Below are 23,888 nucleotides of genomic sequence, written 5' to 3'. Positions count from 1 at the left end.
CGCGCAACGGCGGGCCAAAGCACCCTCCCGACCCCCCCGGCGAGAAGCCCGCACGCACCCGCCGCGCAACGGCGGGCCAAAGCACCCTCCCGACCCCCCCGGCGAGAAGCCCGCACGCACCCGCCGCGCAACGGCGGGCCAAAGCACCCTCCCGACCGCCCCCGGCGAGAAGCCCGCACGCACCCGCCGCGCAGCGGCGGGCCAGGACACCCGCCAACCGTCCCCGGCAAGGGAGACCTACCGGCGAACCGGCTCCCGCGCGGGGGACGACGACGCCACCACCCGCTCCGCACCCGGCACCGGGCCCGGCACCGGGCCCGGCCCCCGACGGACGTCCACCACGTACGCGAGGCCCGCGACCGCCAGGCCGAGGAGGGCGAGGACCGCGCCGGTCAGCGCCGGGGACGTAACCCCGAAGCCCGCCGCGAGGGCGAGGCCGCCGATCCAGGCGCCGCCCGCGTTGGCGAGGTTGAATGCGCCCTGGTTCGCGGACGAGGCCAGCGAGGGGGCCGCCGACGCCTTCTCCATGACCATGAGCTGCAGCGGCGAGCCCGTCGTGAACGCCGCCATGCCGAGCAGGAAGACGGCGATCGCCGCGCTCCATCCCGCGCTCATGAGCAGCGGGAAGAGCGCCAGGACCACGGCGAGCCCGGTGAGCCCGCCGAAGAGCGTGCCGCGCAGCGAGTGGTCGGCGAGGCGCCCGCCCATCAGGTTGCCCGCCGTCGCGCCCACGCCGAACAGCGCGAGGAGCAGCGTGACGCTGGACTCGGCGTAGCCCGCCGCGTCGGTGAGCATCGGCGTGATGTAGCTGTACGCGGAGAACAGCGCCCCGAAGCCCGCGACGGTCGTGCCGAGCGCCAGCCAGACCGGGACGCTGCGCAGCGCCCGGAGCTCGCCGCGCAGGCCGCCCGCCGCGCCGTGGCCGTGGTCGGCGGGGACGAGCAGGGCCAGCGCCGCGATGGCGGCGAGGCCGATCGCGCTCACCGCGAGGAACGTGGCGCGCCAGCCGAGCTGCTGCCCCATGGCGGTGGCCACGGGCACGCCCACGATGTTGGCGACGGTCAGGCCGAGGAACATGAGGGAGACGGAGCGGGCCTTGCGCTCGGGCGCGACGAGCCCCGTGGCGACGACCGCGCCGACGCCGAAGAAGGCGCCGTGCGGCAGGCCACTGACGAAGCGCGCGGCCATCAGCAGGTGGTAGTCGGGGGCGGCCGCCGACAGCGCGTTGCCGACCACGAACAGGACCATCAGGCCGATCAGGACGCGGCGGCGCGGCAGCCGCGCGGTGACGGCGGCGAGCAGCGGGGCGCCGATGACCACGCCGAGCGCGTAGGCGGAGACCAGGTGACCGGCGGTGGGGATGGATATGTGCAGGTCGTCGGCGACGTTGGGCAGCAGGCCCATCATCACGAACTCGGTCGTGCCGATGCCGAAGGCGCCCACGGCGAGGGCGAGCAGGGCCAGGGGCATGAAGAAGTACCTTCCACGGAAGCGGGGAGTGCGGTGGGGACACGGCGCGGGAACCAGGAGAGGCCGAACCCTTAAGTTTACGTACGGAACAAAGCCGCGCCCACCGAGTATTCCGTGAGCTCACGTCCGTAGGATCAAAAACGGACGACGAGGACGTTACGACGAGAGGTCGACCCGCGCCGCGATCGGCAGATGGTCGCTGCTCGTCTCCGGCAGCGTCCAGGAGGAGACCGGCTCGACGCCCTTGACCATGATCTGGTCGATGCGCGCCATCGGGAACGACGCGGGCCAGCTGAAGCCGAAGCCGTCGCCCGCCGCGCCCTGCGTGGAGCGCAGCTGGGAGGTGACGGCGTTCAGCGCGCGGTCGTTCATGGTGCCGTTGAGGTCGCCGAGGAGGACGACCTTGCCGATCTTCTCGTCCTCGATGGCCTCGCCGAGCGCGTCGGCGCTGTTGTCGCGCTGGTTGGCGGTGAAGCCCGCGTCGAGCTTCACGCGCACCGACGGCAGGTGCGCGACATACACGGCGACCTCGCCCTTGGGGGTGTTCACCGTGGTGCGCATCGCGCGGACCCAGCCCAGCTTGATGTCGACGGGCTTGGTGTCGGTCAGCGGGTACTTGCTCCACAGACCCACGGTGCCCTTCACCGAGTGGTACTTGTACTCCCCGGCCAGCGCCTTCTCGTACGTGGGCACGGCGCTCGCGGTGAGCTCCTCCAGGGCGATCACGTCGGCGCCGGAGGCCGCGACGTCCTGGGCGGTGCCGGTCGGGTCGGGGTTGTCCGCGTTCACGTTGTGCGTGGCCACGGTCAGGTCACCGCCGGTGGCCGACTTGGAGGTGATCAGACCGCCGAACGAATCGATCCAGATGACCAGGGGCAGCAGCAGGGCGATCAGCGCGGTGGCGGACTTGCGGACCAGCGCGATGACCAGCAGCACCGGGATGAAGAGGCCGAGCCAGGGCAGGAAGGTCTCGGTCAGGCTGCCGAGGTTGCCCACGTTGTTGGGGATCTGCGCGTGGAAGAGCATCACCAGCGCGATGAGGACCGCGGCCCCCGCGGTGACGAGGCCGCGCCGCCAGATGCCCGGGTCGCCCCGCCAGCCGTCGAGCAGGCGGCGGAGCCTGGACCCCGGACGCTCGGGCCCCGAGCCGCCGCTGCCCGTCTCCGTCATATACGCCTGCGCCATGCTGTCGTCGCCTCACTGCTGCCGTGCACACCGTCTGTCCCGCCCCCTCAAACCCTAGGCGATGATCGGGTGTCGTCCCTGCCGTCCACGACGGCCGTACTGGCACCAGGACGAACGGGGCGGCGTGGCAGGTTCCTGAGCGACCGGGTCGGACCGCTTCTGTGACGGAATGGGCACATCTGTGACCGGATGGCGGTCACAGATGTGCCCATTCACTTCACTTCGGTCCGCGCAGGCCCGCGAGCACCGCGTCGACGATGCTCTGCGCGAGATTGTCGTCGAGCGGCGCGTCCTGGCGCATGACCGTGCGCAGCAGCATGGGGCCCACGAAGAGGTCGTTGGCCATCTCCACGTCGACGTCGGCGCGCAGTTCGCCGTCGGCGACGCCCCGCCGCAGCACGTCGAGCATCATGCGGCGACGGGGCGCGACGACCGTCGCCTGGTACGCCTCCCACAGTTTGGGCAGGGCCTTCATCTGCGCGAAGACGTTGTGCAGCAGGGCCGAGGACCGCATGTTCAGGCCGCGGCGGCGCAGGCTCTCCAGGAGGCAGATCAGATCGTCGCGCATCGAGGTGCCCGGCAACTCGGGGTCCGGCTCCTCGAAGACGCGCATGACGTCGACGAAGAGGGCCTCCCTGCCGTCCCAGCGCCGGTAGATGGTGGCCTTGCCGACGCCTGCCGTGCGGGCGATCCGCTCTATGGACAGCTCGGTGAGCGGGACGCCGTCCTCCATGAGGCGCACCACGCCCTCGATGATCGCCTGCTCCACGGCCTCGCTCCGGGGCCTGCCCCGGCCCGCCCGGCCCTGCGGCATCCTCCTGGCGAGGTCGCCCTCGTCCGCGACCCGCACGCCCTTGTGGACCACGTCGCCCCTCTCCCCTCACTCGCGCCGGCTGCCGCGCCGATTCTGCCTCAGAGCCTGTGTCATATCCCCGGTCGGATCAGTGGGCGTCGTCTGGTGCGTGCGATCGCAAGGCGCCGGGAAGTCCTCGTAGCAGAGCTACTAGGGCTTTTCGGCAACGCGGCGAGCGTGCGTGCCAGGCGGCGACCACCCGGCCGGGGATATGACACAGGCTCTCAGGCCCTCAGCTGCGCCCGGCGGCGCCCACCGGCTCGGCCGGCTCCTCCTGCGGGCCCTCGTCCGTCGGCGTACGCCCCGGCAGGAAGAGGAAGACGACCAGTGCGCCGACGACGGCGACGCCCGCGCCCCACAGCGCCGTGACATGCATGGCGTGCAGGAACGAGTCGTTGGCCGCGGTCACCAGGGGCTCGCCCTTGGGGCCGAGCTTCGCGGCGACGCCGAGGGTCGCCTCGATGGACTCGCCCGCGGTGTGCCGGGCGCTCTCGGGCAGCATGCCGAGCTTGTCCTCGATGCCGCCCCGGTACGCCGTGGAGAGCACGGAGCCGAGGACGGCGATGCCGAGGGCGCCGCCGACCTGCCGGAAGGTGTTGCTGAGCGCGGACGCGGAGCCGGCCTTCTCGCGCGGCAGCGCCTGCATGATCACGACGCTGGTGGGCGTCATGACGTGCGCCATGCCGGTGCCGATCAGGAAGAAGACGGTCTCCAGGAGCCAGATCGGCGTGTCCGCCTCGAGGAACGTGAAGGCCGTCAGGGCCGCCGTGACCAGGAGCAGTCCGCCCGTGCACACGGCCCGTACGCCGAAGCGGTCGACGACGAGGCGGGCGCGCGGCGCGAAGATGAGCTGGGACACGGCCAGCGGCAGCATCAGCAGGCCGGTCTGCAGCGGCGAGTAGCCGCGCACGCTCTGGGTGTAGAAGACGGAGAAGAAGGTCACACCCATCAGTGCGAAGAAGACGAGCGCTATGGCGCAGATCGCCGCGGAGAAGACCCGGTTCTTGAAGTAGGCGATGTCGATGGAGGGGTGGTCGCTGCGCTTCTCGTACAGCACGAAGGCGGCGAGCACGACGAGGCCCGCGAGAGCGGTCCCGACGACGGCCGGGTCGGTGAAGTCGGCGAGCTGACCGCCCTTGATGATGCCGTAGACGAGCAGTACCAGGCCGACGACGGAGAGGGTGACGCCGAAGAGGTCGATACGGCCCGGCCTGGGGTCGCGCGAGTCGGGCACCAGCCAGATCATCAGTGCCAGGGCGACGATCACGATCGGTACGTTGATGAGGAAGACCGAGCCCCACCAGAAGTGGTCGAGCAGCACGCCGCCGGTGATGGGCCCGATGGCGATGGCGAGGCCGACGCCGCCTGCCCAGATGCCGATGGCCTTGGGCTGCTCGTCGCGCTCGAAGACGTTCATCAGGATGGCGAGTGTGGCCGGCATCACGAAGGCGGCGCCGAGGCCCATCAGCGCGCGGAACGCGATGAGCTGCACGGGCGAGCCTGACATCGAGGCGAGCGCCGAACCGAGGCCGAAGACGACGAGCCCGCCGAGCAGGACCTTCTTGCGGCCGAGCCGGTCGCCGAGCAGGCCCGCGGTGAAGAGCAGCCCCGCGAAGACGAGCGTGTAGGCGTTGATCGCCCACTCCAGTTCGCTCTGGGTGGCTCCGAGGCCGGTCGGTTCGGGGGTGGAGATCGTCTTGATGGCGACGTTCAGGATCGAGTTGTCGAGCACCACGATCAGGAGGCTGAGCATCAGCGCGCCGAGGATGGCCCAACGGCGCCGGTGGACGGCTTCCGGAACGCGCGAAGTGGTGGGCATGGCAAGGGAATCCATGCGTATCAGCGTAAACCTATTTCGATACGAGACCGTCTCGTATTGGAAAGGCCTTGGGGCGGGGGTGGGGAAGACTTTGCCGAACGGCCCGGCCCGGGGGGACCACTAGCCCGGAGCGGCACGGGATGCCACCATGGAGGTGATCCGGGGACGCCGTCAGGGCGCCTCGAGATGACAGAAGGAGCCGTTGCGATGACGCAGCTTTCGGCTGCCCAGAAGAGCGCCGACATCCCGCAGAACCCCGGTACCCCGCAGAGCCCCGACAGCAGCAAGGCGCTGTACGGCGGCAAGGGCACCCGGCGCATCACCGTCCGCGACATCACCGCCGCCAAGGAGCGCGGCGAGAAGTGGCCCATGCTCACCGCCTACGACGCGATGACCGCGTCCGTCTTCGACGAGGCGGGCATCCCCGTCATGCTCGTCGGCGACTCGGCGGGCAACTGCCACCTCGGGTACGAGACGACCGTGCCCGTCACCCTCGACGAGATGGCCATGCTGTCCGCGGCGGTCGTACGGGGCACCAGCCGCGCCCTGATCGTCGGCGACCTGCCGTTCGGCTCGTACCAGGAGGGCCCTGTCCAGGCGCTCCGCTCGGCGACCCGGCTCGTGAAGGAGTCGGGGGTCGGCGCGGTCAAGCTGGAGGGCGGCGAACGCTCCCTGGCCCAGACCGAGTTGCTGGTCCAGTCGGGCATCCCTGTCATGTCCCACCTCGGCCTGACGCCGCAGTCCGTGAACACCATGGGCTACCGCGTGCAGGGCCGCGGCGACGAGGCCGCCCATCGGCTCCTGAACGACGCCAAGGCCGCGCAGGACGCGGGCGCGTTCGCGGTGGTCCTCGAGCTGGTCCCCGCGGAGCTGGCCGCCGAGGTCACCCGCTCCCTGGCCATCCCGACCGTCGGGATCGGCGCGGGTGCCGAGTGCGACGCGCAGGTCCTCGTCTGGACGGACATGCTGGGCCTGACCGGCGGGAAGATGCCGCGCTTCGTCAAGCAGTACGCCGATCTGCGGGGCGTGATGTCCGGTGCGGCCAAGGCGTTCGCCGAGGACGTGGTGGGCGGGGCGTTTCCTGAGGCGCGGCATTCGGTTCACTGACGTGGTGGGGCGGGCGTTCGCTCGCCCCTGGGCGGGGAGGGGGTGCTCTGCGCCGCCGCTTCGCGGCGGGACAGGGAAACCCACAGCGCGCCGGCCGCACCCCCAGCCGTCCGCAGGACCACACCGCCGACATCCCACCGAAGGCCTGTCGGTGGGATGTCGGTGGTTTGTCGGTGGGGCCTGGCATCTTGTGGGGCATGACGCGAATCGACATGAACCCCGGCGGCGCAGGGAGCGCGGTCACCGTAAGGGGACTGGTCAAGCACTACGGCGAGACCAAGGCACTGGACGGCGTGGACCTCGACGTGCGCGAAGGCACCGTCCTCGGCGTGCTCGGACCCAACGGCGCCGGCAAGACGACCCTCGTACGCTGCCTCTCCACACTCGTCACCCCGGACTCCGGCTCGGCGACGGTCGCCGGGTACGACGTGTTCCACCAGCCCCGCCAACTCCGCCGCGTGATAGGCCTGACAGGCCAGTACGCGGCGGTGGACGAGAAGCTGTCGGGGCGCGAGAACCTCTACATGATCGGGCGGCTGCTCGACCTGTCCCGCAAGGAGTCCAGGTCCCGCGCCGACGGTCTCCTTGAGCGGTTCTCCCTCACCGAGGCCGCCAAGCGCCCGGCGAGCACGTACTCCGGCGGTATGCGCCGCCGCCTCGACCTCGCCGCGTCGATGATCGGCAGCCCGGCCGTCCTCTACCTGGACGAGCCGACGACCGGCCTCGACCCGCGTACCCGCAACGAGGTGTGGGGCGAGGTCAAGCGCATGGTCGGCGAGGGCGTGACCGTGCTGCTCACCACCCAGTACATGGAGGAGGCCGAGCAGCTGGCCTCCGAGCTGACGGTCATCGACCGCGGCAAGGTCATCGCCAACGGCGGCATCGAGGAGCTGAAGGCGAAGGTCGGCGGCCGCACCCTGCGCGTGCGCCCCGCGGACCCGCTGGAGCTGCGCCCGCTGGCGAACGCCCTCGACGACCTGGGCCTGACCGGCCTCGCCACCTCGACCATCGACACCGAGTCCGGCACGGTCCTCGTCCCGATCCTCAGCGACGAGCAGCTGACCGCGGTGGTCGGCGCGGTCACCGCGCGCGGGATCACGATCGCCTCGATAGCCACCGAACTGCCCAGCCTGGACGAGGTGTTCCTGTCCATCACCGGCCAGAAGGCCAGTGCCCCGCAGGACGCCCGCCCGACCGAGAACGAACTCGAGGAGGTCGCCGTATGAGCGCCACCACTCTCGCGGCCCCCCTCACGAAGGGGGACGCGGACGCCCACATCGGGCTGCGTGCCCACGTCCGCCACACCAGCGCCCTGGTCCGCCGCAATCTGCTCTGGATCCGCCAGGACCCGGAGTCGATGTTCGACGCGGTCCTGATGCCGATCGTCTTCACCCTGCTGTTCGTGTACGTCTTCGGCGGCTCGATCGGGCAGGCGCTCGGCGGCGGTCAGGACCAGTACGTCCAGTACGTGGTGCCCGGCATGATGGCGATGATGAGCATGAACATCGCGATGGCCGTCGGCACCGGCTTCAACCAGGACTTCCAGAACGGCATCATGGACCGGTTCCGCACCCTGCCGATCGGCCAGGGCTCGGTCCTCTTCGCCAAGATCGTGGTGGAGCTGATGCGGCTGCTCATCGCGACGACGATCATGATGATCGTCGGTGTCCTCGTCGGCTTCGACATCACCAACTGGGGCGGCCTCTTCGCCTCCGTCGGCCTCTCCGCGCTCTTCGGCACGTCCATCATGTGGATCTTCCTGGTGCTCGGTGTCACGATGAAGAGCGCCCAGTCCGTGCAGGCGATGGGCTTCCTGGTCCTGATGCCGCTGCAGTTCGGCTCGTCGATCTTCGCGCCGACGAAGTCGATGCCGGGCTGGCTCCAGGGCTTCACCGACTACAACCCGCTTTCCTCGCTCGCGGACTCCGCGCGCGGCCTGATGGTCGGCGGCCCGGTCGCGCACGACCTGTGGGTGACGGTCGGCTGGTCGGTGGCGCTCACGCTCGTGATGGCGCCGATCGCGATCCACAAGTTCCGCACGAAGAACTGATCACCGGGGACCGCCCCGGATCACGCGGCGCACAGGGCGGCGGCCTCCTCGAAGGTGAGGCCGCCGCCCTGCGCGTACGCCGACTCGTAGGCGTCGTCCCCGAGCGCGGCGCGGGACAGCCGCTCCGCGCCCGCACGGATCTCGCGCTCCATCGTCGTCGCGACATGCGCCGGCGGCAGCTCCCGGTCGGCGACGCCGAGGAGCCGCGCGGCGTCTCCCGCGCGGGCGCCGCCTGCCATCCGGGACAGGGCGAGTGCGGCGGTCCACAGATGCACGGAGACCATCTGCGGGGCGACCATCCGCGAGAGCGGGTCGAGGGCCTTGCCGAAGGCCGCCGCCACCTTGGCGACGCCCTCGGCGTACCGGCCGTCCAGCGCGTCGAGCCAGGCCGTGAGGCCGAGCACGGCACTGTCGAAGACCGCGTAGCCGATGGGGCTGAACTCCTGGCGCAGCAGCCGCAGATGCTCGCGCGCCTCGTCGGTGCGGCCGGTGCGGCCGAGCGCCATGGCGAGGAAGAGGCGGGCGGCGGGCATGGCCTCGCCCGCGTGGTGGCGGCCGGGGTTCTCGATGACCTCCCGCAGCATCGCCTCGCCGCGCGCGAAGTCCTCCGCCCGCTCCGGCGCGTCCGTCAGGAGCGAGCCGAGGCGGGCCCTGAGCAGGACCACCTGGGTCTGGGCGTCGACCTGCTCGGCGTACTCGATGGCGGCCCTGAAGTCGTCGGCGGCCAGGGCGAGTTCGCCGCGCCGCTCCCGCGCCTCGCCGCGTGCGGAGAGCGACTCGGCGATGCCCCACACATCGCCCAGCTCCCGGAACCCGCGCAGTGCCTCGTCCGCGTCGCGGATGGCGTCGCCCGCCCAGTCGGTGCGGTTGGCGAGCATGTTGGCGCGCATCTGCAGGGCGGCGGCGAGCTCCCAGTCGAAACCGAACTCGCGGCAGGCGTCGACGGTCGCGTCGATGGTGACCCGCAGCAGTTCCATGTCGCCGCCCAGCATCACCGCGAAGAACCAGAGGTTGCCTGGCGCCCGGCAGGTCTGCGGGAGGCCGGGGCGGTACGCCTCCCGGACGCCGCGCAGCTTCTCCTCCGCCTCCCGCGTCTGCCACAGGTCCACGTCCATGTCCATACAGGCGAGATGGAGCAGGTGCACTCCGCGGCGGGCCTCCGCCAGGACCTCGGGGCGCATCGGCGGGGGCGCGGCCGTGCACGACTCGTACAGCGGGGGCGCGGGGGTGACGGGCGGGGCGAAGGGGTCGGGGCCCAGCGCCATGACATCGCGGGACCAGTTGCGGGTCTCCGTGCGCAGGCCGCGCATCTGCCAGTACCAGGAGAGGGAGAGGACGAGGCAGAGCGCCTCGTGCTCGTCCCGGGCGGCGATCGCGCGGCGCAGGGCGGTGCGCAGGTTCTCGTACTCGGTCTCCAGCCGTTCCACGGCCGCGTACTGGCCGCTGCCGCGCAGTTCGGGATCGGTGGTCCTCGCGAGCTCGCGGTAGTGCACGAGGTGCGCGCGCTCGGCGACGTCCCGGTCGCCCGCCTCGTCGAGCCGCTCGCCCGCGTACTCCGCGACGGTCTCCAGGAGCCGGTAGCGCATGCCGCCGTCCGGCACCGGCGAAGGCGCCGCGACGACCAGGGACTTGTCGACGAGGGAGCCGAGCAGGCCTGCCACGTCGTGGGTGCCGCCGTCGACGGCGCACACCTCTTCCGCCGCGCTCAGGCCGCACCCGCCGGCGAAGACCGAGAGCCGGCGCAGCACGGCCCGCTCGGCCTCGTCGAGCAGCTCCCAGGACCAGTCGACGACGGCCCGCAGGGTCTGCTGGCGGGGCAGGACCGTACGGGCGCCGCTGGTGAGGAGGCGGAAACGGTTGTCCAGGCGGTCGGCGATCTGGCGCGGGGAGAGCATCCGCAGGCGGGCCGCGGCCAGTTCGATGGCGAGCGGCAGGCCGTCGAGGCGGCGGCAGATCTCGGCGGCCGCCTCGGGGTCCCCGTCCACGGTGAACCCGGGCCGCGCGGCGGCGCCCCGCTCGGCGAACAGCCGCAGGGCGACCGGCTCGGGCAGCGGCTCCACGGGGCGCAGCAGCTCTCCCGGTACGCCCAGGGGCTCACGGCTGGTGGCGAGGACCGTCAGTCCGGGGCAGCGGGCGAGCAGCTCGTCGGCGAGGCGGGCGGCGGCCTCGATCACGTGCTCGCAGTTGTCCAGGACGATCAGCATGCGGCGGGCGGCGCAGTGGTCGACCAGCCGGGCGAGCGGGTCCTCGCCGTGCCGCTCCGAGATGGCGCGCAGCTCCTCGGCGCCGGCGCCGCGCAGCACGCTCTCGCGGGCGCCGAGTGCGGTGAGGACGGCGGCGGGGACATCCGCGGGGTCCTCGACCGGTGCGAGCTCGGCGAGCCACACGCCGTCAGGGACGCCGTCGGCGACGGCCTCGGCGGCCTCCTGCGAGAGCCGGGTCTTCCCGGCGCCGCCGGGTCCGAGGAGGGTGACGAGCCTGGCCCGCGTGAGATCGTCGCGCAGCGCGTCGATGTCGGCCTCGCGGCCGACGAAGGAGGTGAGCCTGGCCCGGAGGTTGCCGGGGGCGCGGGGCGGCGCGGCGACGGGCGGGTCCCGCAGCAACTCCTCGTGCAGGGCGCGCAGTTCGGGGCCCGGGTCGACGCCGAGCCGGTCCGCTATGTCCCGTCGTACGCCGTCGTACGCGGCGAGCGCCTCCGCCTGGCGCCCCGTGTCGCGCAGCGCGCGCAGCCGCAGGGCCTGCAGCGGCTCGTCGAGAGGGTGGGCGTCGCAGAGCGCGGCGAGCTCGGGCAGGGCCTGCTCCGCCCGGCCGAGGGCAAGGGCCGCGGTCATCCTGGCGCGGCGGGCGTCTAGGTGGCGCGCGTGCCAGCGGGCGGCTTCCGCGGTGTGCTCGGGCAGGTCGGCGAGGGGCTCGCCGGTCCACAGGGCGAGCGCGTCGTCCAGGAGCGTGGCGGCCTTCGCCGGGTCGCCGTCGGCCAGCGCGCGCCCGGCGTCGGCCACCAGCCGGTCGAACCGGAACACGTCCACGTCGTCCGGGTCCGCGCGCAGCCGGTAGCCGCCGTCCAGCGAGGCGACGGCGTCCGCGCCGATGGCCCTGCGGAGCCGGCCGACCAGCGCCTGCAGCGCGCCGCTCGCGTCGGCGGGCGGTTCCGCGGCCCACACCTCGTCGACGAGGACCGCGACGGGGACGGTGCGGCCCGCGCGGAGGGCGAGGGCCGCGAGGAGGGCGCGGAGGCGGGCGCCGCCGACGGGGGCGGGGGTTCCGTCGGGGCGGATGGCTTGGGCCGAGCCCAATACGCGGTATCGCACGGGACCATTGTCCCTGCCCGGGGGCAGGGGTCCCCTTCCGTCTCCCCTAGCGGGGATGGGCGGGTGGGTGGGTATCTCCCCCCGGCTTCCGTCCGCGGGCACGAACGGGCCCGCCGCTTCGCGGCGGATGTATCCCACCCACCCACCCGTTCACCCTGCGACGTACGGCCGGAGTAGGGACACGCCCCACCGGGCCGCAGCCGCCAAACCGGCCGGAGGGGACGTGGGGGTATGTGCGAACGGAGCACCGAGCATCCTGTAGCGCCATTGTCCGGGCAGCGTGACGCAGGGATAGCGAGTACGCACATACCCCCGCGGCCCCGCCCCACAGACGCACCCGAAGCGCCCCAGCCCAAGCGCAGCCGCACACGACCCCGTACGGTCGAGCCAGCCAGGCCGTCCGACTCCAGGAGCCCCGCCCCATGACCACCGCCCCCAGCCGCCGCAGCGACCGGCGGATCAGCCCCGTCTTCCTGGGCATCGTCGCCGTCACGGCCGTCTCCGGCTGGGCCGCCTGGACCGGTTTCGCGGACAACCCCGGAGTCGCCGTCTTCCTCTTCGTGACGGCCGCCTGGATCGTCTCGCTCTGCCTGCACGAGTACGCGCACGCCCGCACCGCCCTGCACAGCGGCGACATCTCCATCGGCGCGAAGGGCTATCTGACCCTCAACCCGCTCAAGTACACGCACGCCCTGCTCAGCATCGTGCTGCCCGTACTCTTCGTGATCATGGGCGGCATCGGCCTGCCCGGCGGCGCGGTCTTCATCGAGCGGGGCCGGATCCGGGGCCGCTGGAAGCACAGCCTGATCTCGGCGGCGGGCCCGCTGACGAACGCGGCGTTCGCCGTCATCTGCACGGCGCCGTTCTGGCTGCACGCCCTCGACGGCGTCCCCGCCACGTTCCGCTACGCGCTCGCGTTCCTCGCGCTGCTCCAGGTGACCGCGGCGATCCTGAACTTCCTGCCCGTCCCGGGCCTGGACGGCTACGGCGTGCTCGAACCCTGGCTCTCGCACCGGATCCGACGCCAGGTGGAGCCGTTCGCGCCGTTCGGTCTCCTCGCGGTCTTCGCCGTCCTGTGGATCCCGGAGGTCAACCACATGTTCTTCGACGCGGTCGACGCGATCCTGCGCGGCCTCGGCGTCCGGGAGTGGGACCCCTACTGGGGCAAGCAGCTGTACCGCTTCTGGGAGGGCGCGCAGGAGGCCCCGGAGCCGGTGCCGGGGTTCAGTTCGTAGGGGCCGCGGGGGACGCGGGGCCCGCCGCGCCCCGCCGCGCGTCCCGCTCCGCCTTGGCCCGCCGCAGGTAGAACCAGGCCATGTTCGAGGAGAGCCCCGCGAGCAGCACCCAGACGACGCCGAGCCAGCTGCCCTGCGCGAAGGAGATCACGGCGGCGGCGACGGCGAGGGCGCAGACGACGAGGGCGTACACGGCGAGGCGGGGCATGAGGGTCGGGCTCCTGTCGAGTCATGGCGTGGATGCGTACACGTACACGTACACCTGCACATACACAGGTACACACGTACACCTGCACATACACAGGTACACACGTACACCTGCACATAGACGTACGCGTAGACCTGGACGTACTGCCGTCCAGTGTCCCCCATGCCCGCCGCCGCCCCGCACCCGTCCCTACACGTCGGTGATCCGCAGGCCCGCGTGTGCCTTGTAGCGGCGGTTGACGGAGATCAGGTTGGCGACCAGGGACTCGACCTGGTGGGCGTTGCGGAGCCGTCCCGCGAAGACGCCGCGCATGCCGGGGATGCGGGCGGCGAGCGCCTGGACGAGGTCGGTGTCGGCGCGGGCCTCGCCGAGGACCATCACATCGGTGTCGATCTCCTCGACGGCCGGGTCCTGGAGCAGGACCGCCGACAGGTGGTGGAAGGCGGCGGTGACGCGGGAGTCCGGCAGCAGGGCGGCGGCCTGCTCGGCGGCGCTGCCCTCCTCGGGCTTGAGGGCGTACGCGCCCTTCTTGTCGAAGCCGAGCGGGTTCACACAGTCGACGACGAGCTTGCCGGCCAGCTCCTCGCGCAGCGCTTCGAGGGTCTTGCCGTGCCCTTCCCACGGCACGGCGACGATCACGATGTCGCTGCGCCGCGCGCACTCCGCGTTCTCGGCGCCCTCGACGCCGAGGCCGAGCTCCTCGGCGGCGGTGTGCGCGCGCTCGGCCGCGCGGGAGCCGATGATCACCTTCTGGCCGGCGCGGGCGAGGCGGTAGGCGAGGCCGCGCCCCTGGTCGCCGGTGCCGCCGAGGACGCCGACGACGAGCCCCGACACGTCGGGCAGCTCCCAGGGGTCCTTGGCGGGAGCCTTCTTCGCGGCCGGGGCCGAAGCCGTTCCGGAGTCCGTACCCGAGCCGTTCTGCGCACTGTCTGTAGAGGTCATGGGCCGACCTTACTCACCGGTCGCCCCGACCAGCTCCGCGACCGGTATCCGCCGGAAGGAGATGGTCTCGTACGCGCTGAAGTCCCCCGTCTCGTAGAGGAGTCCGACGGTGTCCCGGTCGAGGCGTACGAGATCGGAGTACGCGGCGGGCAGCCCGTCGACCGTGTGGGCGACCTGCCAGGTGGTGCCGCCGTCGGTGGAGCGGCGCACGGTCATCAGGGCCCGGAAGGCGGGGTCGGCGGGCCCGGAGAAGAGGAGCAGATCGGGGTCGCGGAGCTGCAGGACGCTGCCCTCGACGACGGGTCCGGTGAGGGAGGCCTGCGGGCGGAAGGGCTTGACGAGGGTCTCGCCGCCGTCCTGCGAGTGGGCGTCGGCGCGGTTGCCCGGTGCCGGGGAGTCGTTGCGGGTGTTGAGGTAGAGACGGCCGTCGGGGAGTTCGGCGGCGGTGGTCTCGTTGACGTTGACGTAGCCGTCGGTGTTGTCGTCGAGGTAGCCGATGCGCCAGGTCGCGCCGGCGTCGTCGCTGAGCAGGCAGTGTCCGCCGTTGTACTTCCCCTCGGTGCCGTTGTCGGTGCCGAGGGGCGGCAGCGAGTGGTTGGCGGGGACCACGAGGCGGCCGGTGCGGCCCCCGTGCTCGCAGGCCAGCCGCACGGCGTGCCCGGGTGTGGTCGCGTACCACCGCCACTCCGCCTTCTTCACCTGGCCGGTGATCTCGCGGGGCGCCGTCCAGGTGAGGCCGTCGTCGTCGCTGTGCTGCACCCAGACGCGGCGTCCGTCGGCCGCGGGGACCGTGCCGCGGCGGATGGCGTCCTCGGTGGCCACGGCGGCGTTCCTGACGTGGACGAGGAGGACGCGTCCGGTGTCGAGGACGACGGGGGCGGGGTTGCCCGCGAGGTCCGTGCCGTTCTTGCCGACGGCCTGGAGGGGGCCCCAGGTGCGGCCGCCGTCCTCGGAGCGTTTGAGGACGATGTCGATGTTGCCGAAGTCCTGCTGGGAGCCGACACGGCCCTCGCAGAAGGCGAGAACGGTACCAGGTGCGGTCGCCACGACGGCGGGGATGCGGAAGCTCGCGTATCCCTCGTGGCCCGCGCGGAAGGGAACAGACGTCTCAGCGGTCATCCCCCGCCCTTCCCCACCTCGGGGGAATTCCCCGTGAACTCCCGGTGACGAGTGGCTCGTTGGGGCAGGATGCGACGCCATGGACGCCGTACGGGTCGCGCTGCTGCGCGAAGTGCTCGCCGGGACCGAGTGGCTGGGCGCCACGCGCCGCTTCGCAGGAACGCTGCGGTCCTCCGTCGTGCCGCACGGCGGCGGTCTGCTGCTCGTGGGCACGGCGGCGTACGAACCGTGGCACCTGGCCGCGCACCTGGTCGACGAGGCGGCCTGGTCGGGCACGCCGGAGCTCACGCCGACACTGGTGCGGCACGAGGTCCTCGCCACGGATCCGGCCCATCTCTCGACCGGCCTCGGCCGGATCGAGGCCGCACGGCGCGGCGAGACGCTGCTCGTGGTGGCGCCGGACGCGCCGGACGCCGAGCTGCTCACGCGGGTGCACGACGCGCGTAGGGCGGGGGCGACGGTCCTGGCGCTCGGCTCAGGGGACCGGGACCTGGACGCGCTCTCGCACGAGGCGCTGACGGTCCCCGAGACGCCCGACCTCGATCTTGACACGGTCCAGCACCTGGTCAGCGCGGCGGCGGGAGAGAACGCGCGGCCCGAGACGCGTCGCCGCGGGCGGCTGCGCGACCGGTTGTCCCGCCTCGCCGACGAGCTGACTTCGCCGCCGCCGACGCGGTGGTGAGGGGGGTGGGGGTGCAATTGCTCTGGGCGGGGTGCGGTTGCCCGGAGCGGAGGTTCGGTCGGCCTTCGGCGGAATTCCGGTCGCCCGGTGTGGAAATTCAGTTGCCCGGCGCATCCCGCGCCGCTGACCATGGCTTCTCGTGCCCCTCTCCGCGATACTGCCCGACCTCTCCCCCTGGCGATCCACCCGTGACTTCCGGTTGCTGTGGGTTCAGGGGCTCGTCACGTACTTCGGCAGTTTCATGGCGATGGTCGCCCTGCCGTTGCAGATCAAGGATCTGACGGACTCACCGTTCGCGGTCGGCGCGATGGGCGCGGTCGAACTCGTGCCGCTGATCGTCTTCGGGCTCTACGGCGGCGCGCTCGCCGACGCCGTGGACCGGCGCAAGGTGATCCTCCTGACGGAGGCGGCGCTCGGCCTGCTGGCCGTCGTCCTGCTCGTGAACGCGCTCCTGCCAAGTCCACTGCTGTGGCCGCTGTACGTCGTCGCGACCGGCGTCTCCGCGCTCTCCGGGCTCCAACGGCCCGCCCTGGACTCGCTGATGGCACGGATCGTCCCGCACGACCAGCTGACGGCGGCCGCCGCGCTGAACTCGCTGCGCTGGAACGTCGGGGCCATCGCGGGCCCCTCCCTCGCCGGCCTGGTCGTCGCCTACGCCGGGCACGCGTCCGCGTACGCGGTCACGATCACCGGCTTCGCCGTCTCCGTCGTCCTGTGCACCCGGCTCTCGCCCGCGCCCGCCGCGCACGACGCGGAGAAGCCGTCGCTGAGAGGCCTCGCGGAAGGCGCGCGGTACGCGTGGTCGCGGCCGGTGCTGCTCGGTACGTACGCGATCGACATGGCCGCGATGTTCTTCGCCTTCCCCAACACGATCTTCCCGTTCCTCGCGGACGACCTGGACGCGGAGTGGGCGCTCGGGCTGATGTACGCGGCCGGGGCGGTCGGCTCGCTGCTGTTCAGCCTCACCAGCGGGTGGACGTCGCGGGTGCGGCGGCACGGGCTCTTCGTGGTCTTCGGCGCGGCGGGCTGGGGACTCGCGATCACCGCGGCGGGGTGGCTGTCGAACATCTGGCTGGTACTCGGCTGTCTCGCCCTCGCGGGCGCGGGCGACATGGCGAGCGGACTCGGCCGCTCCACCATCTGGAACCAGACCATCCCCGACGAGCTGCGGGGGCGGCTCGCCGGGATCGAGGTCCTCTCCTACAGCGTCGGCCCGCAGCTGGGGCAGGTCCGCGCGGGCGCGGCGGCGGGGTGGACCGGCACGCGGTCCGCCATCTGGTCCGGCGGGCTGGCCTGCGTGGCCTCTGTCGGCGTCCTGGCGGCGGTGCTGCCGCGGCTCCTCTCGTACGACGCGGGCACGGATCCCGATGCGGAGCGGCGCCGTATGGCCGCGGAGCGGGCGCCTGTCCCGGGCTCTGCCGAACCCGTTGGCCCCGCCCCGGAGCGGGCGGCCCCGTAGTCCACGCTCACCGGCCCGGCCCTGCTGGCCCTGCCGGCCCGGCCCTCCGCGGAACCGGCTCCCCGCAGCTCAGCCTCACTGCGAGCAGGACCTGCACTCCCCACCCACCCGCCCAAACCCCAGCCCCACCCGGCAAGCCCGCACCCTCATGGAGCAGCCACCCCCACAGCCCGGCCTCACCAAACCGAAACCTGCACTCCCCACCCGCCCATACGTCGGCGACCCGACGTCGCGGAGCAAACGGGTGGGCGGGGGAAACCCATCGCCGACCGCACCTACGTCAACGCAACGTCGCGGGGCAAACGGGTGGGTGGGTGGGAACCCCGCCGCGGAGCGGCGAAGAACCCGTCGCGGAGCGACGTGGAACCCCGGCGCGGAGCGCCGCAGAGCCCGACGCCGAGCGCCGCAAACCCCCGGCGCGGAACGGCACAGACCCCCCACACGAAGCGCCGCAGAGCCATCCCGCGGAGCGGCACAGAACCGCCGCGGAACATCGCAGACCCCGCGCGGAGCAGCACAGACCCCGCGCGGAGCGGCACAGAGCCCGACGCCGAGCGCCGCAAACCCCGCGCGGAGCAGCACAGACCCCGCGCGGAGCGGCACAGAGCCCGACGCCGAGCGCCGCAAACCCCCGGCGCGGAACAGCGCAGACCCCGCGCAAAGCGCGCAGAACCCCGCCGCGGAGCGGCACAGACCCCGGCGCGGAGCGGCGCAAAGCCTCGGCGCGGAGCGCCGTAGAGTCCCGCCGCGGAGCGGTGGGGTCAGTCGGTTTCGCCCCGCGCAGCGGGATCGTGCCAGCGAGGATCCGTCTCCCACTGAAGGTTCCGCTCCTGAGCGGTCCGCATCGCGCTCTGCGCCTCCTCGGGCGACGCGTAGGGGCCCATGCGGTCCTTGCCGGGGCAGTCCGGGCCCTCCTCGACCTTTCCGTGCTCCAGGCAGTAGAACCACTCGCCCGGCTTGCCGACGGTCTTCTTCTTGAACAGCGCCATGCCCCGCTCCTTCCGTACCCGATCCGGTCATGCTCTCCGGGACCATGCTGCCCCAGGACGGCTGGCTAGACTCGCCGGCATGTCTGGCCAGTCACTGCTCGTCCCAGGGGAGCTCTCCCCCACCCGTTCCGTACCCGGCAACATCAGGCGCCCGGAGTATGTCGGGAAGCCCGCGCCGACCCCGTACACGGGGCCCGAAGTGCAGACCCCCGAGACCATCGAGCTGATGCGCACCGCGGGCCGCATCGCCGCCCGCGCCATGGAAGAGGCCGCCAAGCACATCGCGCCCGGTGTGACCACCGATGAGCTGGACCGCGTCGCGCACGAGTACATGTGCGACCACGGCGCCTACCCCTCGACCCTCGGCTACCGCGGCTTCCCCAAGTCGCTGTGCAGCTCGGTCAACGAGGTCATCTGCCACGGGATCCCCGACTCCACCGTCCTGAAGGACGGCGACATCATCAACCTCGACGTCACCGCGTACATCGGCGGCGTCCACGGCGACAACAACGCCACGTACCTCGTGGGCGACGTCGACGACGAGTCCAGGCTGCTCGTCGAGCGGACCCGGACCTCCCTCGACCGTGCCATCAAGGCCGTCAAGCCCGGCCGGCAGATCAACATCATCGGCCGTGTCATCGAGTCGTACGCCAAGCGCTTCGGCTACGGCGTGGTCCGCGACTTCACCGGCCACGGCATCAACTCGTCCTTCCACTCCGGCCTGATCGTCCCGCACTACGACAGCCCGCACGCCACGACGGTCATCCAGCCCGGCATGACGTTCACGATCGAGCCGATGCTCACGCTCGGTACGCACGAGTACGACATGTGGGAGGACGGCTGGACCGTCGTCACCAAGGACAGGAAGCGGACCGCGCAGTTCGAGCACACGCTGGTGGTGACGGACACGGGGGCGGAGATCCTGACGCTGCCCTGACCGGTCGACCGGTGGACCGGCCGGCCGACTGGCCGGCCGATATCCGGGTTCTTCGTTCCGTACGGTTCCGCGAGCCGAAGGCGGGTACCTTTTTTACCGACAGGATGTCGGGAACCAGTTGACTTAGGTAAGCCTAACTTGCCATGATCTGCGGAGGTCGCACCGGTTCCCGCCATCCCGCCACCCCCGGCTCCCCTTGGAGGCCCCTCATGGACACGGCGCCCACGCCCTTCTCGACGGTCATCCGCACCGCGTCCCACGAGCAGCACACCGAGGCGGAGACTTCGGCCTTCATGAGCGACCTGCTCGGCGGCCGGCTCGGCGTCGACGCCTACACGCGCTACACCGAGCAGCTGTGGTTCGTGTACCGCGCCCTGGAGGACGGCGCGCGGGCCCTGCGGGGCGACCCCGTCGCGGGTCCGTTCATCCGGCCCGAGCTGGAGCGCGTGGGCGAGCTGGAGCGCGACCTCACGCATCTGCGGGGCGCGGACTGGCGCGAGAGCGTCACGCCGCTGCCCGCCACGGCGGCGTACGCGGCACGGGTCGAGGAGTGCGCCCGCACCTGGCCCGGCGGCTATGTCGCCCACCACTACACGCGCTATCTCGGCGACCTGTCCGGCGGCCAGATCATCCGCGGCAAGGCGGAGCAGACCTGGGGCTTCGACCGCAAGGGTGACGGCGTGCGGTTCTACGTGTTCGAGGGGATAGCCAATCCGGCCGCGTTCAAGCGGAGCTACCGGGAGTTGCTCGACGGGATCGACGCGGTGGTCGCGGACGACCTGGAGAAGAAGCGGATCGTCGACGAGTGCCGGCGCGCGTTCGCGCTGAATACGGCGGTCTTTCGTGAGCTGGGGGAAGAGTTTCCGCTCACCGCGTGATGAGGGAGCCGACTCGGGGGCTCCCCCGGGCCCCCACTCCCCCTCAAACGCCGGAGGGGCTGAAAAGTCCCTCTCAGAAGGACACCGGCCTCACCCGTCCCCCTACCTCGATCGACCCGTCCGGCCCCGGCGCCGTCAGGATCTGTGAGCCGCGTCCCTGCGTGATGTTGAGGGCGCGGCCCAACTCATGTGTGAGCTGGAGCGCCGCCGCGCCCGTCGCCTCGTCCTCGTCGATGCCGTCGCCCCGGCCGGGGAAGCCCCTCGCCCGCACCCGCCCCGCGGCCTCGTCCTGCCAGGCCCAGGCGTAGACCCACTCCCCCGGCGGCGGCACGTCGAGCGCGTCGACCTCCGCCGCCGACGCGTACCGCCGCAACGTCCTCGGCGGCGCCCAGTCCGACCGCGCCGTGATCCAGCTGAACTCGCCGTCCTGACGCGCCGCCACCACCCCGGCGGGCGTGACGAGTTCGGGCAGGCCGAGGAGCCAGGCCGTGCCGACGCAGGGATGCCCGGCGAAGGGCAGGCGCAGGGACGGTGTGTAGATGTCGATGACGCCGCGCTCTGCGTCGTCGACGAAGACCGTCTCGCTGAAGCCGAGCCGCGCGGCGAGCGCCCGGCGCTCCTCGGCCGCGCGCATGCGGGCTCCGTCGCGCACGACACCGAGTTCGTTGCCGTGCCGACCGTCGGGCCCGCAGAAGACACGGAGTACGTCGTGCGGTGCAGTCATCCCCGCATTGAAACATCACACCGTTTCGGTGCCGCGCCGCCGCCGTGCCACGACGACCGCGCCCGTGCCCGCCGCGAGCGCCACGCCCGCCACGCCGAGGAGCGCCGCCGAGGGTACGGAAGAGCCGGTGGCCGCCAGCGCCCCCGCGCCGCCGGCCGACCCTCCTCCTCCACCAGCACCACCCACAGAACCCGAGCCCGGCCCCGCTCCCGCCCCCGCACCCGCACCCGCACCCGCACCCGCGCACAGGCGTCCCCATGATCACTCCGTGCCGCACCCCGGCGGCTTGACCATCGCTTTGCCTGGTCATGGGCTGCCCATCGACCGGCCGTGATCGGCTCGTGAGCGGTCGTGCGGCGTGAGAGCTGAATCACGGATCGGGCGGGTATTACCGAGGTAAGGCTCGGTTAAGTTAGGTCGGCCTCACCGGCTTGCGGTGGGGTCGAATGCCGTCCGTGACCGTCTTGGAGCCCGCTATGCGTCCCGTGCGCCCCGCACGTCTGCCCGTCGTCACCGCCGTCGTCGCCGCGGCCGCCCTGACCGCCGTAACGGGCTGCACGGAGAAGAGCGACGCCAAGGGCGGCGGCAACACCGTGAGCGTCACCGCCACCGACGACAAGTGCGAGGTCTCCAAGAAGGAGCTCTCCGCCGGTCACGTCGAACTGGCCATCGAGAACAAGGGCTCCAAGGTCACCGAGGTCTACCTCCTCTTCCCCGACGACCGCATCGTCAGCGAGCGCGAGAACATCGGCCCCGGCACCAAGCAGAAGCTCACCGCCGAGGTGAAGGCCGGTTCCTACGACATCGCCTGCAAGCCCGGCATGAAGGGCGACGGCATCCGCCAGAAGGTCACCGTCACCGGCGGCGGCCGGACCGCGAAGCGCGACCCCCGCCTCGACAAGGCCGTCGCCGCCTACCGCGAGTACGCCCAGGAGCAGGCCGACGCGACGCTGCCGAAGACGAAGGTCTTCACCGACGCCGTCCGCAAGGGCGACCTGGCCGCCGCGAAGAAGGCGTACGCCGACTCCCGCATCGGCTGGGAGCGCACCGAGCCCGTCGCCGAGTCCTTCGGCACCATCGACCCCAAGGTCGACGTGCGCGAGGACGGCCTGGCGGACGACCAGGACCCGGAGAAGGACTGGACGGGCTGGCACCGCCTGGAGCGGGCATTGTGGAAGGACAAGAAGATCGGCGCGCGCGAGAAGCAGCTCGCCACGCGGCTCGACAACGACCTCCTCGCCTGGCAGAAGAAGGTCGGCAAGGCCGTCATCACGCCGACCTCGATGGCCAACGGCGCCAAGGAACTCCTCGACGAGGTCGCCACCGGCAAGGTCACCGGCGAGGAGGAGCGCTACTCGCACACCGACCTCGTCGACTTCAAGGCCAACGTCGAGGGCGCCCAGAAGTCGTACGAGCTCCTGAAGCCCGTCGCCGCCGAGAACGACCCACAGCTCACCAAGGAGCTCGACAAGCAGTTCGCGGCCCTCACCAAGCTCCTGGACAAGTACCGCGAGGGCGGCGCCGGCTCCTACCGGTTCACCTCGTACGACAAGCTCGGCAAGGCGGACACCAAGGAACTGTCCGACGGCGTCAACGCGCTCGCGGAGCCGCTGTCGAAGCTGGCCGCGGCCGTCGCCAAGGCCAAGTGACCGGCAGAACCGGCAGGGGAAACGATGACTGAGGAAACCTCCCGTACACCGTCCCGGCGTTCGCTGCTCGGCTGGGGCGGCGCCGGGCTCGCGCTCGGCGCGGCCGCGGCGGGCGGCGCGGTGACGATGGCACGCTCCGAGGACGAAGCGGCGCCCGCCGCCGACTCGGGGGCGGCCGTCGCCTTCCACGGCGCGCACCAGGCGGGCATCGCCACCGCCGTCCAAGACCGCCTGCACTTCGCGGCGTTCGACGTGAAGACGGCCGACCGCGCGGAGTTCGTGCGGCTCCTCAAGGACTGGACGCGGGCCGCGGCGCGGATGACGGCGGGGCACGCGGTCGGCGAGGGCGCGTACGGCGGGCTCGCCGAGGCGCCGCCGGACGACACCGGCGAGGCGCTCGGCCTCAAGCCGTCCCGGCTGACCCTGACCATCGGCTTCGGGCCCTCCCTGTTCGAGAAGTTCGATCTCGCGGACAAGCGCCCCGAGGCCCTGGTCGACCTGCCCAAGTTCCCCGGCGACAACCTCGACAAGGCCCGCAGCGGCGGTGACCTGTGCGTGCAGGCCTGCGCGGACGACCCGCAGGTCGCCGTGCACGCCATCCGCAACCTCGCCCGCATCGGTTTCGGCAAGGTCGCGGTGCGCTGGTCGCAGCTCGGCTTCGGCAAGACGTCGTCGACGACGCCGGGCGCGCAGACCCCCCGTAACCTCTTCGGCTTCAAGGACGGCACGCGCAACGTCTCCGGGGACGACACCGCCGCGCTCGACCGGCACGTGTGGGTCGGTGAGAAGGACGGGCCCCGCTGGATGACCGGCGGCTCCTACCTCGTGGCGCGCCGCATCCGCATGAACATCGAGACGTGGGACCGCACCTCGCTCGGTGAGCAGGAGGACGTGTTCGGCCGCGACAAGGGCGAGGGCGCCCCGGTCGGCAAGGCCAGGGAGCACGACGAGCCGTTCCTGAAGGCGATGAAGCCCGACGCGCACGTCCGGCTCGCGCACCCCCATGCCAACGGCGGGGCGACGATCCTGCGCCGCGGCTACTCCTTCACGGACGGCACCGACGGCCTCGGCCGCCTGGACGCGGGCCTCTTCTTCCTCGCGTACCAGCGGGACGTGCGCACCGGATTCATCCCGGTGCAGCGCAATCTGGCGCGCTCCGACGCGCTCAACGAGTACATCCAGCATGTGGGTTCCGCGGTCTTCGCGGTCCCGCCGGGCGTCCGCGGCAAGGGCGACTGGTGGGGCAAGGACCTGTTCACCGGGGAGGGATGAGC

20 protein-coding genes are annotated in these 23,888 nt (G+C 72.0%); 10 read left to right on the top strand and 10 right to left on the bottom strand.

Going from position 1 to position 23,888, the window contains the following annotated elements; genetic code table 11:
• Window positions 1-237 precede the first annotated feature (237 nt).
• The 4 genes from AC07DI_RS23330 to AC07DI_RS23315 form a co-directional block, all read right to left on the bottom strand.
• Window positions 238-1,470, bottom strand: coding sequence for an MFS transporter (locus AC07DI_RS23330; RefSeq protein WP_478905950.1), 1,233 nt, complete (start codon window positions 1,468-1,470; stop codon window positions 238-240).
• A gap of 156 nt (window positions 1,471-1,626) precedes the next feature.
• Window positions 1,627-2,655: an endonuclease/exonuclease/phosphatase family protein gene (locus AC07DI_RS23325; RefSeq protein ID WP_384257024.1), complete on the bottom strand. Its 1,029-nt coding sequence runs from the start codon at window positions 2,653-2,655 to the stop codon at window positions 1,627-1,629.
• Between the two features lie 217 nt (window positions 2,656-2,872).
• On the bottom strand, window positions 2,873-3,469 hold the full coding sequence (locus AC07DI_RS23320) for a TetR/AcrR family transcriptional regulator (protein WP_478906019.1): 597 nt from the start codon (window positions 3,467-3,469) through the stop codon (window positions 2,873-2,875).
• A gap of 271 nt (window positions 3,470-3,740) precedes the next feature.
• Window positions 3,741-5,342, bottom strand: coding sequence for an MFS transporter (locus AC07DI_RS23315; protein ID WP_478905949.1), 1,602 nt, complete (start codon window positions 5,340-5,342; stop codon window positions 3,741-3,743).
• A 192-nt stretch (window positions 5,343-5,534) separates the two neighbouring features.
• Here AC07DI_RS23315 and panB point away from each other — a divergent pair, with 192 nt between their 5' ends.
• From panB to AC07DI_RS23300, 3 genes are all read left to right on the top strand, one after another.
• The gene (gene panB, locus AC07DI_RS23310) at window positions 5,535-6,434 is read left to right on the top strand and encodes a 3-methyl-2-oxobutanoate hydroxymethyltransferase (RefSeq protein WP_478905948.1); all 900 of its coding nucleotides are present in this window, start codon (window positions 5,535-5,537) and stop codon (window positions 6,432-6,434) included.
• 197 nt (window positions 6,435-6,631) lie between these two features.
• Window positions 6,632-7,660 (top strand): ATP-binding cassette domain-containing protein, encoded by a 1,029-nt coding sequence (locus AC07DI_RS23305; protein WP_478905947.1) that lies wholly within the window; start codon window positions 6,632-6,634, stop codon window positions 7,658-7,660.
• A complete protein-coding gene (locus tag AC07DI_RS23300; protein ID WP_384263814.1) occupies window positions 7,657-8,484 on the top strand; it encodes an ABC transporter permease in 828 nt (275 codons plus the stop codon). The genes AC07DI_RS23305 and AC07DI_RS23300 overlap by 4 nt, the downstream gene beginning before the upstream one ends.
• Window positions 8,485-8,504: 20 nt before the next feature.
• On the opposite strand, the gene AC07DI_RS23295 is transcribed toward AC07DI_RS23300, so the two are convergent.
• Window positions 8,505-11,792, bottom strand: coding sequence for an ATP-binding protein (locus AC07DI_RS23295; protein ID WP_478905946.1), 3,288 nt, complete (start codon window positions 11,790-11,792; stop codon window positions 8,505-8,507).
• Between the two features lie 422 nt (window positions 11,793-12,214).
• On the opposite strand from AC07DI_RS23295, the gene AC07DI_RS23290 reads away from it, so the two are divergent.
• Complete coding sequence (locus AC07DI_RS23290; protein ID WP_384256607.1) at window positions 12,215-13,027, top strand: site-2 protease family protein; 813 nt, start codon at window positions 12,215-12,217, stop codon at window positions 13,025-13,027.
• Here the strand turns inward: AC07DI_RS23290 and AC07DI_RS23285 are convergent.
• The 3 genes from AC07DI_RS23285 to AC07DI_RS23275 all read right to left on the bottom strand — a co-directional run bounded on the left by AC07DI_RS23285 (window position 13,017) and on the right by AC07DI_RS23275 (window position 15,296).
• Window positions 13,017-13,235: a hypothetical protein gene (locus AC07DI_RS23285; RefSeq protein ID WP_384256609.1), complete on the bottom strand. Its 219-nt coding sequence runs from the start codon at window positions 13,233-13,235 to the stop codon at window positions 13,017-13,019. The two genes, AC07DI_RS23290 and AC07DI_RS23285, sit on opposite strands and share 11 nt — an antisense overlap.
• A gap of 189 nt (window positions 13,236-13,424) precedes the next feature.
• The gene (gene npdG / locus AC07DI_RS23280) at window positions 13,425-14,177 is read right to left on the bottom strand and encodes an NADPH-dependent F420 reductase (RefSeq protein ID WP_478905945.1); all 753 of its coding nucleotides are present in this window, start codon (window positions 14,175-14,177) and stop codon (window positions 13,425-13,427) included.
• Window positions 14,178-14,186: 9 nt separating this feature from the next.
• A complete protein-coding gene (locus AC07DI_RS23275) occupies window positions 14,187-15,296 on the bottom strand; it encodes a sialidase family protein (RefSeq protein WP_478905944.1) in 1,110 nt (369 codons plus the stop codon).
• A gap of 79 nt (window positions 15,297-15,375) precedes the next feature.
• Between AC07DI_RS23275 and AC07DI_RS23270 the strand changes: the two genes are divergently transcribed.
• Together AC07DI_RS23270 and AC07DI_RS23265 are read left to right on the top strand one after the other, a co-directional pair.
• A complete protein-coding gene (locus AC07DI_RS23270; protein WP_384256616.1) occupies window positions 15,376-15,978 on the top strand; it encodes a hypothetical protein in 603 nt (200 codons plus the stop codon).
• Between the two features lie 139 nt (window positions 15,979-16,117).
• Window positions 16,118-17,437: an MFS transporter gene (locus AC07DI_RS23265; RefSeq protein WP_478905943.1), complete on the top strand. Its 1,320-nt coding sequence runs from the start codon at window positions 16,118-16,120 to the stop codon at window positions 17,435-17,437.
• Between the two features lie 761 nt (window positions 17,438-18,198).
• On the opposite strand, the gene AC07DI_RS23260 is transcribed toward AC07DI_RS23265, so the two are convergent.
• Entirely contained in the window at window positions 18,199-18,426 is a 228-nt protein-coding gene (locus AC07DI_RS23260; RefSeq protein WP_384256621.1) for a hypothetical protein, read from the bottom strand.
• Between the two features lie 79 nt (window positions 18,427-18,505).
• On the opposite strand from AC07DI_RS23260, the gene map reads away from it, so the two are divergent.
• On the top strand, window positions 18,506-19,363 hold the full coding sequence (map, locus tag AC07DI_RS23255; protein ID WP_384256623.1) for a type I methionyl aminopeptidase: 858 nt from the start codon (window positions 18,506-18,508) through the stop codon (window positions 19,361-19,363).
• 209 nt (window positions 19,364-19,572) lie between these two features.
• Window positions 19,573-20,241, top strand: coding sequence for a biliverdin-producing heme oxygenase (locus AC07DI_RS23250; RefSeq protein ID WP_478905942.1), 669 nt, complete (start codon window positions 19,573-19,575; stop codon window positions 20,239-20,241).
• A 73-nt stretch (window positions 20,242-20,314) separates the two neighbouring features.
• Here AC07DI_RS23250 and AC07DI_RS23245 read toward each other — a convergent pair whose 3' ends face one another.
• Complete coding sequence (locus AC07DI_RS23245) at window positions 20,315-20,965, bottom strand: PhzF family phenazine biosynthesis protein (protein WP_478905941.1); 651 nt, start codon at window positions 20,963-20,965, stop codon at window positions 20,315-20,317.
• A gap of 485 nt (window positions 20,966-21,450) precedes the next feature.
• Between AC07DI_RS23245 and efeO the strand changes: the two genes are divergently transcribed.
• Complete coding sequence (gene efeO / locus AC07DI_RS23240) at window positions 21,451-22,614, top strand: iron uptake system protein EfeO (protein WP_478906018.1); 1,164 nt, start codon at window positions 21,451-21,453, stop codon at window positions 22,612-22,614.
• Between the two features lie 24 nt (window positions 22,615-22,638).
• Window positions 22,639-23,886 (top strand): iron uptake transporter deferrochelatase/peroxidase subunit, encoded by a 1,248-nt coding sequence (efeB, locus tag AC07DI_RS23235; protein ID WP_384256630.1) that lies wholly within the window; start codon window positions 22,639-22,641, stop codon window positions 23,884-23,886.
• The last annotated feature ends 2 nt before the right edge of the window (window positions 23,887-23,888 follow it).

Source organism: Streptomyces sp. NPDC044106, assembly GCF_056433985.1.
Note: the sequence above shows the minus strand (reverse complement) of the source record. Positions and strands in the feature narration are given on the sequence as shown.